Origin of the sequence: Spirosoma sp. 48-14 (assembly GCF_001898575.1) — a bacterium.
Taxonomy (GTDB): domain Bacteria; phylum Bacteroidota; class Bacteroidia; order Cytophagales; family Spirosomataceae; genus Spirosoma.
In genome coordinates this window covers 130,599-141,367 of record NZ_MKUD01000045.1, presented here as the reverse complement: position 1 = coordinate 141,367, position 10,769 = coordinate 130,599, and the positions used below count along the sequence as shown (strand labels likewise).

Sequence of the window (10,769 nt, the reverse complement as noted above, 5' to 3'; positions counted from 1 at the left end):
AGGGACTTACTCGTTCACTAAAGACTTGAATTTTGTTGTCAATACCGGCGTCAATTCGATCAGTGCCAAGCGGGACAACTTTCAGCCTTTCGGAACGTTTGCCGGACGGCAGAATGGTTACGGCTATTTTGGCGAATCGAGCAGCTTCAATTTCCTGATTGAGAACACCTTAAATTTCAACAAGACGATTGCCCAAAAACACCGTGTGAGCGCAGTAGGCGGGTACACATGGCAGCAATGGAACAACCGTTCATTTGGTGTGCAGGCTACCCAGTTTGTTTCGCAGGCACTCGGCACCGATAATTTTCAATTAGCCAGCAGCCCTTCCGTACCGGTCAACAGTAACCAGAACTGGGCACTCCAATCCGTATTAGGACGTATAAATTACACGTTCGACAACCGCTATCTGTTTACGCTAACGGGCCGGGCAGATGGGTCATCCCGCCTGGCGAAAGGGCGAAAATGGGCCTTTTTCCCGTCAGTTGCTGGCGGATGGAATGTCCATAGCGAGCCTTTTATGAAAGGTCAGACAATTTTTGACGAACTCAAGGTACGGGCGAGCTACGGCATATCCGGTAATCAGAGTATCGGTGTCGGTTCTTCCGTCGATCGCATCGGAGCGGTGCGTACCGTAGTTAACGGCGCCATCGTTTCCGCCCTGGCGCCGACTGCTCTGGGGAACCCGAATCTGGGTTGGGAGATAACCCGTCAAACAAACGTAGGCCTTGACCTGTCAGTCCTGAAAAGCAGGTTGAAATTCACGTTTGAAGCCTACTACCGTAAAACATCGGACCTACTGATCAACCTATCCCTGCCCACCTCTACCGGCTTTACCAGCTATGCGGCCAATTCGGGCGAAGTTGAAAACAAAGGTATTGAATTCGAGGCCGATGCGGTTATTCTCAACAACGAGTTCAAGTGGAACGCGTCGGGGAATATCAGCTTCAATCGCAATAAGATCATCACCCTTGGCAACGGCATTCAGTTGTTTGGGGCAAGTTACTTATCGGTCGGTTCGATAGGTCTTGGGCAGCCGGCCAATACGGCCCTGGAAGGATTTCCGATCGGCGCTTTCTACGGCTATCAGGTCAACGGCGTTTATCAGAGTGCGGATGAAGTGGCTGCCGGACCGAAAGACCCGACCAACCCCACGCCGGGCGACATCAAATATGTGGATACGAATAACGATGGCGTGATTTCCGTGGCTGACCGGACGATCCTGGGTAGCCCATACCCTAACTACACATTCGGCTTCAATAACGACTTCCGCTGGAAAGCCTTCAGTCTCAATGTTTTTTTCATGGGCAATATCGGCCAGAAAGTCATGAATCTGAATCGGCACATCCTGGATGCACTCACCTACACAACAGGTGCCAACGTGCGGACAGAAGCCTGGCAGGGCCGATGGCAGGGCGAAGGCACAAGCAACTACTATCCTCAGGCCCGTAATGTCGGAAACGCTTTCCGGGGGCGGCTGAGCAATTTTTACCTGGAAGATGGCTCGTTTGTCCGGTTGAAAAACATTGCCCTCTCCTACAACCTACCCTCCAGCACCGTCAAGTGGCTGCGAAATGCGAAGGTTTTTGTCTCAGCCACTAATCTCATCACCTGGACGCACTACAAAGGATACGATCCGGAAATAAGTGCCAATGCCACCAGTTCGCTAACACCGGGTGTCGATTTCGGTACCGTTCCTCAATACCGCACCTACTCAACCGGGTTCAATGTCACCTTTTAATCTCCCGCTAAGGCCTAAAACGATGAAAAATAAACTAGTTTACTTTATAGCGTTCCTACTGTTGTCGAGCTGTAGCCTTGAGGAAAAAATTGTAGACACCCTGACACCCGAAAACTCAATAAGTACGCAGAGCGATGTGACGGCATTTTTAAACGGAACGTATGCCGAACTGCAAAGCTCAAATGGGTTTAAAGGCAATTACGCTGTATTCTGGTCGACAGCCGATGATATCAATATTCGCCCGGGCATCGCCAGCAATCTTCCTTATTCCATTAAGACCCAGGATTCCTCAACGCCCGCTACGGCTGGTTTCTGGCAGGCGCTGTACAGTACCATCAATCGCTGTAATTACCTGCTGGAGCAAGTAGAGCCTTTATCGATCAATGCAGCGTATAAAGCGCGCGTTAAAGGGGAACTCTATTTCCTGCGGGGCTTTTCCTATTTTTACCTGGTCCGGTTATTTGGCGACGTGCCTCTCCGATTGAAAGCAACCTCGCTTACGGATGACTTAACGCTCGAACGCACATCGGTCGATAAAGTATTTGAGCAGATATTCCAGGATTTCAAACTGGCTTCGTCCTCGCTGCTGACCCGCACGGCACTTCCTGCTTCTGAGTTTGGCCATGCAACCAAAGGGGCAGCTCAGGCCTTGCTCGCCAAAGCATATCTGACGTATGCCAGCTATCAGAGTCTGAAAGGTACTTCGGGTAACGCCAATTTTAGCCTGGCGCAGGTTTATGCCGACAGTGTGATCAATTCGAATCAATACCAACTGATCGGTTCGTACAACGACCTTTGGGACGTTGCCAAAGAACGGGATGCCTATCGGGAAGTTATTTTTGGTATTGCCTTCACCCGGGACTCCCAGACGGGCGCTTTGGGCTCTCAGTTTGCGGGCTTCTTCATGCCCTCGACGATGCCAAATGTAGCCGGACAGGGAACCACCAAAGTTGGCGTAGCCAATTACAATGTCCAACCCTGGTTCTACGATAAATATTCGACCGGAGACTACCTGAATGATTACCGGGTCGAACGATCGTTTCTGACTACCTGGACCAATACCTCCAATCGAAAAGTCATCACGTACCCCTTGCTGAAAGCCAGTACAACGAGCACGGAACTTACAGAAAATCAGCCCTATATCTACAAATACGTCGATGGTGACGGCCTATCCAACTCCAATCAGGAGAATGACTTGTTCATTATCCGACTGGCAGAGGTCTATCTGATTAAGGCGGAAGCCGAAAACGAAGTCAATGGGCCAACGGCGACCGCCTACACGGCCTTCAATATGCTACGCGCACGGGCCAGAAATGCAGGCGGTACGGTACGGACAACGCCCGCGAATCTGGCTACCGGCCTGTCGAAAGATGAGTTCCGGATGCGAATCGTCGATGAGCGGGCATTGGAGTTGTTTGCGGAAGGCCATCGGTGGTTTGACCTGGTACGGATCAAAGCGCCTAATGGGAAATCCATGATGGAATACCAGTTCGGAACGTTTTTACCGACGCTGAAAGCGGGCCTTCCGGTGTATAACAATACAGCCCGTCGCTGGGACGGGGGCGTCACCGAATCATCCAGTATCCCCACTTCATTCAACCAGCGGTTGATGTTGCTACCAATCCCTCAGACCGAACTGGTCGCAAATCCTAAGATAACCCAGAACCCAGGCTATTGAGGGCCGTCTCACGAAACCTGGACGTTTTCAGCTTGCTACAGAGCAAGCTTTACTAAGCCATATTCCAAATGAAAAACCTATTTCTTTTTCTTCTCTTCCTGACCGCAGAGGTTTGCGAAGCGCAGACAAGATCAACTCAGCAAGCTGAGTCGACAACGATACGATATACACCAGTAAGCCTGTCCGAACCAGAAAAACAAGCACTGGCGAACGCATTGGCCGGTACCCATCCGAACTACGATCCGGTAGCGAAAATGGTGCTTGTCAATCTGAAAGGGTATAATTACCACACCGATGCAACCTCAGGCCGATACCATCAGGTGAGGGCGTCTTTTAACTACGCCAACGACTTGCTGGATCTGGGCGATAAACAATATGAGCAACGGGCGTTCGATATACTGGAAAAGTGCATATCGCTCCAGGATACCGTACCGACCTCAAAAACATACGGGATCTGGGGCTATTACCTGGAAGAGCCGCTGGCTGACAAAAAATCACCCCCTGATTTCAACTGGGCCGACTTCAATGGAGTGACGCTGCTGGAGGTCTGGATGGGGCATCAGGCTAAAATTCCGGCCCGACTGAAACCCCGCATTCAGCACGCACTGATTCTGGCGGCCCAGTCGATCCAGAAGCGTAACATCACCATGAGCTATACAAATATTGCCATCATGGGGACCTACGTGACTTACCTGGTTTCACATCTGTTTGATCTGGCCGACATGCAGGCCTATTCAACAGACAGGCTCAACCGTTTTTATGCATACACCAGGGAAAAGAATGGGTTCTCGGAATACAACAGCCCAGCCTATACGATAATAGCCCTTGACGAGCTAAGCCGAATGAAAGCGCATATCATCGAACCATCGGCTAAGCGTATGATCGATGAATTGTACTATCGGGGCTGGAAAATGGTCGCCACGCATTATCATACGCCCTCAGGTCAGTGGGCCGGGCCGCACAGCCGGGCCTATAGTTCATTACTCAATAATTCGTTTTACGATCTGATCAGCAGAGCCACTAAAGGGGCCATCGACATAAAACCGGGCCAGACGTATACCTATAACCGTGTAAAACATTCGCTACCAAGCGATTTATATCCTTATTTTCAATCGGGCACCTTTCCAAAAACGCAGACTGACGTTTTTGAGGGTACTGATCCTCAAATCATTGGTACCGCCTACATGACCCAATCCTTTGCGCTGGCGACGGCCAGCCGGTCGTCTATGTGGAATCAGCGTCGACCTTTTTTAGCCTACTGGGGTACTGTGCAGCAGCCTCACTATCTACAGGTGCGGTTCCTGCACGACGACTATGATTTTAGCTCCGCCAGCTTTTATAGTCAGCAAAAGGAAAATAAAATCCTGGCTGGCATTAACCTGGCCACCAATGCAGGCGATAAACACATTAGCATCGACCGGATCACCAGCGGACGCGTAAAAGCCCGTGATTTTCGACTACGATTCGAGTTCGGCAAGCAGTCGAGTATCCCGAATCTGGCTCTGCCAAAGGATGGCAATCAGCCCATCACACTGGTCATGGACGGGTTACAGTTTAAAATCCAGCTCTACAAAGCGGTATTTGATCAGTATCCGGGGCATTGGGAGACGGGGTCTGATACGGGCGGGGCCTGGCTCGATTACGTGATTTACAGCGGGCCTGAAAAAGAATTTGATCTGAAAGAAATAAAAGAAGCCGCCTGGGGATTCTCCTTTTCGATGGGTACATCCATGGAACAGCTACCCAGCGAAGCCGTAACCCTCACGGAACGTCCCGGCACTATGAACGCAAGCTGGCAAGGGTTGTCTGTAAACATCCCAACGAATGTACAGCCCCTCCCGGCTCATTTATAACATCCTGCTACCCTTTCTAAGATTGAACGGCTGTGAAGCAGCTATTCATTTGTTCAGGAATCATCCTGGTAAGGGTAACGATAACGTTTCAAAAAATGGCCTAACCGATTCACAAAAATGAGTCAAAAACCTAGGATTACCTGCCTGCGATGCTACCTTGGCTTATGCATTTTGCTCGTTAGCCGGTATGCATTTAGCCAGCATTCGATCAAGGCTTTCAGCGATTTACCAGCAAACGCCGACCCCAGGGCAGTTGGCCAGCGACTGGTTGAGCGCTTTCTGGCACGGCCGCACAGTACCTTTGGCGCCTTTAAAGAAACACCACCCAAAGAGATAACCTATCCTGATGCCTGTGCCTGGTATGGGGCTTTGGTGTTTACCCAAAAAACGGGTGATAAGGAGCTTCACCAACGGCTCGTCAAACGGGCTGAGCTATTACTGAACGAAGAAGCTAGCCTGGTTCCATATCCCAGAGACGTTGACCGGGCTGTAATCGGGATCATTCCGCTGGAAGTTTACAATCAAACAAACGATAAGCGGTTTAGGGGCCCAGGGCTTTTTCCGGCAGTGGAGCAATTCAAAACGCTGCAGCCGGACGAATATGGGAAGCTATCTCCTGCGGCCCGAACCTGGTATAGTCAGGGATTTAGCTGGCACACGCGGTTCTGGATGGACGACATGTACATGATTACAGTCTTGCAGGCACAGGCTTACCGGGCTACCAAAAACGCGGCCTACCTGGATCGGACAGCGCGGCAGATGATCGCTTATCTGGATACGCTCCAAACACCAAATGGTCTGTTTTACCATGCGGATGATGTGCCCTTTTATTGGGGACGAGGAGACGGCTGGCTCGCTGCCGGCATGACTGAACTGCTGTCGATTCTCCCGGAAGACAACATCTACCGGCCACGTATTCTCCAGGGTTACAGAAACATGATGAAAACGCTACTGAACTACCAGGATAAGAACGGCATGTGGCATCAGCTACTGGACGATCCTACCGCCTGGCCTGAAACGTCTGGTTCTGCCATGTTTACATTTGCATTTATCAGGGGGTTGAAAAAGGGGTGGTTAGATGAGAAAACCTACGGCCCAGCTGCCCGAAAAGCCTGGATTGCTCTCTGCGGATACCTGGATGATAAAGGCGACTTAAGCGCTATTTGCGAAGGGACAAACAAGAAGAATGACCGGCAATACTACCTCGACAGAAAACGTATAACCGGAGATTTGCACGGACAGGCCCCCATGATCTGGTGTGCGATGTCGCTGGTTCAGGATTAACCGTCCGTCTTCTGCCCTTTAGCGAATTGCAAGCCTCAACCTATCAGCTCGTTTTACGCTGGTCTTAGAGACTATTCTGGTATCCATAGTACGGAGTTTACGCGAACTTACACCTCGACTTAGCTCTCCTTTTCAACTAGTACTTGTAGAAGAAGCAAATCATAAGATTGAATAAATTGTTCGCTTTTGAATTCCGTGCCGACTGATATAGCGTATGGCTATCTGGTAAGTGCAAATGAACTGGCCTGCTTTAAAACCCGTGTCTTCTAATCTTTTCTTTTAAACACTAAACCGTTATAAGTAGCTGAATGGGGTTATCACAACAGTCCATGTTTTACCGCATATTTGATAATGCCGATGGAGTTTTTGACGCCTAATTTGCGAAGGATGTTGTGTCGGTGCGTTTCGACAGTTCCGGGACTGATGAAAAGCTTATCAGCAATGGCGTTGGTCGATAGTTCCTGTGCTACCAGTTTGATAATTTCGATTTCGCGATCGGTGAGGGGCACCAGTGGGGCAGGGGCTTCGTCGGTCGGGCGGGGCGATTCAACGGGTAGGGCCATCAACTGCGTCATCACCGATTCGGAGAAGTATTTTTCGCCACGGGCCAGGGTTTTAATCGCTCGTTCGAGTTCGGCTTTACCAGCCTTTTTCATCACATAACCCGAAATGCCCGCCCGGAAGGCTTCCCGAATACGATCGGCATCTTCCGAAACCGTAAGCATCAGCACTCTAAGCTGGGGGAAATGCTGGCGGACCTGCAAGGTCAGGTTAATACCGTTCAGGTCGGGCATATCCAAATCGGTGAGCAAAATATCGACTTCATGCTCTCGGAGAAAATCGACTACATCCCGACTGTCGTTTAGCGCACCGACGACCTCTACACCTTCGATACGGCCCAGAAGTAAGGATAAACTATCTAAAATTATTTCGTGATCGTCCGTTAGTACGACGCGGATTGGCGAGGACATAAGTAGTATGGGCTAAAAAAGAGGGAATAGTATAACTCAAAGATAAGGAGTGTTTTGGTATTCGCGAATTCCCGAAAGTTTTGAACATTCAACAGGACATACGATTTATATTCAGATTCATTCGTAGATTAATGACATGTATTACCTGCTCCCTGTTCTCATTTCGGGTTTGATTCTACTGGTATCGGCCTGCGCACCGCGCTATAAAGGTCCGGTAACGGATCATTTTGATGGTAAAAAATTTTTCAACCCCGGTATGTCTGAACGAGGAACCGGCAGCCTGTTGAAGTGGCTGTTGAATCGGGATAAAGGCCCCTGGCCCGACCAGCCTGATGCCTACGTTGGAGATCGGCCAGCAACACGCATTGAGGGCGATAGCCTGGTAATTACGTTTGTGAACCACTCCACGTTTCTAATTCAAACGGCCGGGTTGAATATCCTGACCGATCCAGTGTGGTCAAAGAGGGTGGGGCCGACTTCGTGGCTAGGGATTAAACGGAAGCGACCACCAGGACTCCGTTTTGAGGAATTACCACCGATTGATGTGGTGTTGCTCAGCCACAACCACTATGACCACCTCGATCTGCCAACCATCAAGAAACTGGTTAAAGCTCACAATCCTCTCTTCGTAACGCCCCTGGGTGTATCGCACCTGCCTAAATCGGTCGACGGACGAACGACTCGCGAACTCGACTGGAACGATACGTTGACGATTACTGAAAAGCTTCGGCTTACCTGTACGCAGGCTCAGCATTTCAGCAACCGGGGTATGGGCGACCGCGACGAAACCCTCTGGTGCGGCTATCTGCTTCATACGAGTTTTGGTATTACGTACTTCTGTGGCGATAGCGGCTATGGCCCACATTTCAAGCGTATTGCTGAACAGGCCGAACGGGCAGGTGGTCCCATAAAACTGGCTTTACTACCGATTGGGTCTTATCGACCCGAGTGGTTTATGGCGCCAGTGCATGTATCGCCAGCGGGTGCCGTTCAGGCATTTATTGATGTGAAGGCTCAACAAGCTGTGGGTATCCACTTCGGTACATTTCAACAAGGGGACGACGGTTTGTTTGAACCTGCCAACGATCTGAAAAAAGCACTAAATGAACACGCAATTCCTGAAAGCAAATTTCTGGTGCCGCAGGAGGGCCGACCGATGGTGTTTAAATAAGGATTTTACTAGCAGAATTTTACAGTAAAATATTTTGTACAGGCGTCAGGGCGGGCGGTATGTCGGTTTCGTCGAGCATTTCGCGAAGGTCGATTTCGATGGTGCGGCTCATGTTGGTAATTGGGACGTCGTTAGCGCTACCTTCAAATGGGTTTTCAGTGCTCTCGCCCACTTGCTCAAGGCTCATAAACACCCAGGATACCAGCATGCCAAACGGAACCGTAAGCCACACCAGATGCTCGCCCAGTTTATCGAACTCTTTCAGGAGGCCAAACGGCACCATCCAGGCAAACAATCGAATGAACAGCGTGCTGATGGTAGCGAATTGCCGGGGATACGGAAAGTTTTTGATTCGCTCACTTTTGCCCTGATGTTCGTATAGCTCTTTCAGCATTAGCTCTAGCTCGATATAGCGAAAATTCTCAAGCCATCCTTTATCAACCAGGTCTCGTAGTTGTTTAGACTGAAGGCTGATGAGTTGTGTAGCCCGGTTCTTCTTGCTCAGAACATAGTCGGTTTCTTCGCTCGGTAATACCCTGCGAAGTTCATCCGACAAATTGCCTTCCCGTTCAGCTACCTTATAATTCTGGCGATATTCGATGTTATACGGCTTATCCATATTTTCCCAGGTTCGTGGTTCTCGTAGCTGAAATCGAAGAGCCGTCAGCCAGGCAATATGTCGGTAAATGAGCTGTTGATGAATCTGCTTTGATGTATCCTCAGAGGAGGCTGGAGCCCGTATGAAGTCGCGAACCATGATCCCCAGGCTACGGCTGCTATTGACAATTCCTCCCCAAATCTGCCGGGCTTCCCAGGCACGGGCATAGGTAGCGTTGTTTCGAAAACCGGCAATGAAGGCGGCTGCCGTACCCAGTAGCGCAATCGGTACCCAGGGTATTCCAATCCATTTAAGGCCTATAACTTCATAGAGAAACGTAACGCCTACATTAATTCCTAAGAGCCAGTAGATCGTTCGGCGGGTCCAGAAAAGGAACTCTTTCAACGTGTATTTTTGTCCGGCATGCATAAGACAGAGGTATTTGTGAAGGCTCGTTAAGTACAGGGCGTTAATCAGGCGATCAAAAGAATATAGCAGCTAGTCCAGAACATCGACTTCAGGAACATACATGATTCAAGATAGCCGTTTTTCGTAAGCTAGAAACCGCAGACCGGGCCGAAAGCCAAGGGTGATCTCTCCGGCATATACGTAGCCAACCTTGGGAAATAGCTTTTGCGTCGACTGGTTTTCGGAGTTTGTATCGATGCGTAGGAACTTAATGCCCCGCTCCAGGGCGAGTTGCTCGGCCTGCATTAATAAAGCGGCTGCAACGCCCTGCCCCCGGAAAAAAGGATCAACGGCCAGGCGGTGTGTAACTACAGCTCGCTGGCTCAGGTCGAAACCAACCTGCGCATATTCAGGTTCCTGGTCTTCGGTCAGGGCAGCTACACCTGCTATCTGCCCGTCGATTTCAGCGACCCACAATTGACCTTTTTCAATATCCTGTGTAAAGACCGTTGCGTTGGGATACTGGTCATCCCACTGAAAGTTGCCGGTCTCATGCATAAGCGGAACTACGTGTTTCAATAGGGCTAGTAAATTGGGTAAATCGGGCAGAGTGGCCAGGCGAATGGTCATATACTATGTGTTGTTTAGTGTTTTTACGTAAGAAATAAACGATCAGTATTGAGGCACAACAACCCGATCACCATGGCTCTTGGGCGTTGACGTTACCATGAAATGCAGGTCGGTGGTTGAGTCATTCCGTAGTTGATGGGCGACTAAAGGTGGAATTTCAACGCCATCACCTGTTTTTAGTACGATCTGTTCGGCTCCTATTTCCATAGTGGCTTCGCCCGACAAGATGAAGAAGAACTGGCGGGATCGTTGGTGATAGTGCTTCACTTCGGCAGTACCCGGCGGCATCTGCTCCTGAATGATGCTCAGCGCATCAGATTTGACCAGGTGCCATCCATCACATCGATCGCCCCACGTATAGTGCTCAGCGTTATGGGTGTTAATGAGGCTAATCGACTCTGGGCTCATTCGGTAAGTGGCAGAAAAGAGGTTGTGTAG

General features: G+C 50.0%; 9 protein-coding genes. 5 read left to right on the top strand and 4 right to left on the bottom strand.

Annotated features, from left to right (window positions below; translation table 11 throughout):
• The 4 genes from BGO59_RS22800 to BGO59_RS22785 all read left to right on the top strand — a co-directional run.
• Positions 1-1,738 (top strand): SusC/RagA family TonB-linked outer membrane protein (locus BGO59_RS22800; protein ID WP_293687051.1); only part of this gene is annotated, 1,738 nt, incomplete at its 5' end.
• Positions 1,739-1,760: 22 nt separating this feature from the next.
• Positions 1,761-3,416, top strand: a complete 1,656-nt coding sequence (locus BGO59_RS22795; protein WP_293687049.1) for a RagB/SusD family nutrient uptake outer membrane protein — start codon at positions 1,761-1,763, stop codon at positions 3,414-3,416.
• 68 nt (positions 3,417-3,484) lie between these two features.
• A complete protein-coding gene (locus BGO59_RS22790; protein ID WP_293687047.1) occupies positions 3,485-5,269 on the top strand; it encodes a hypothetical protein in 1,785 nt (594 codons plus the stop codon).
• A 117-nt stretch (positions 5,270-5,386) separates the two neighbouring features.
• A complete protein-coding gene (locus tag BGO59_RS22785) occupies positions 5,387-6,553 on the top strand; it encodes a glycoside hydrolase family 88 protein (RefSeq protein WP_293687046.1) in 1,167 nt (388 codons plus the stop codon).
• A 317-nt stretch (positions 6,554-6,870) separates the two neighbouring features.
• On the opposite strand, the gene BGO59_RS22780 is transcribed toward BGO59_RS22785, so the two are convergent.
• Positions 6,871-7,524, bottom strand: coding sequence for a response regulator transcription factor (locus tag BGO59_RS22780; protein ID WP_293687044.1), 654 nt, complete (start codon positions 7,522-7,524; stop codon positions 6,871-6,873).
• Between the two features lie 136 nt (positions 7,525-7,660).
• Between BGO59_RS22780 and BGO59_RS22775 the strand changes: the two genes are divergently transcribed.
• Positions 7,661-8,695: an MBL fold metallo-hydrolase gene (locus BGO59_RS22775; RefSeq protein WP_293687042.1), complete on the top strand. Its 1,035-nt coding sequence runs from the start codon at positions 7,661-7,663 to the stop codon at positions 8,693-8,695.
• 19 nt (positions 8,696-8,714) lie between these two features.
• On the opposite strand, the gene BGO59_RS22770 is transcribed toward BGO59_RS22775, so the two are convergent.
• From BGO59_RS22770 to BGO59_RS22760, 3 genes are all read right to left on the bottom strand, one after another.
• On the bottom strand, positions 8,715-9,722 hold the full coding sequence (locus BGO59_RS22770; protein WP_293687040.1) for a bestrophin family protein: 1,008 nt from the start codon (positions 9,720-9,722) through the stop codon (positions 8,715-8,717).
• Positions 9,723-9,827: 105 nt separating this feature from the next.
• Positions 9,828-10,331 (bottom strand): GNAT family N-acetyltransferase, encoded by a 504-nt coding sequence (locus BGO59_RS22765; RefSeq protein WP_293687038.1) that lies wholly within the window; start codon positions 10,329-10,331, stop codon positions 9,828-9,830.
• 42 nt (positions 10,332-10,373) lie between these two features.
• Positions 10,374-10,739 carry a cupin domain-containing protein gene (locus tag BGO59_RS22760; protein WP_293687036.1) on the bottom strand — a complete coding sequence of 122 codons (366 nt, stop codon included), beginning with the start codon at positions 10,737-10,739 and terminating at the stop codon, positions 10,374-10,376.
• Positions 10,740-10,769 lie beyond the last annotated feature (30 nt).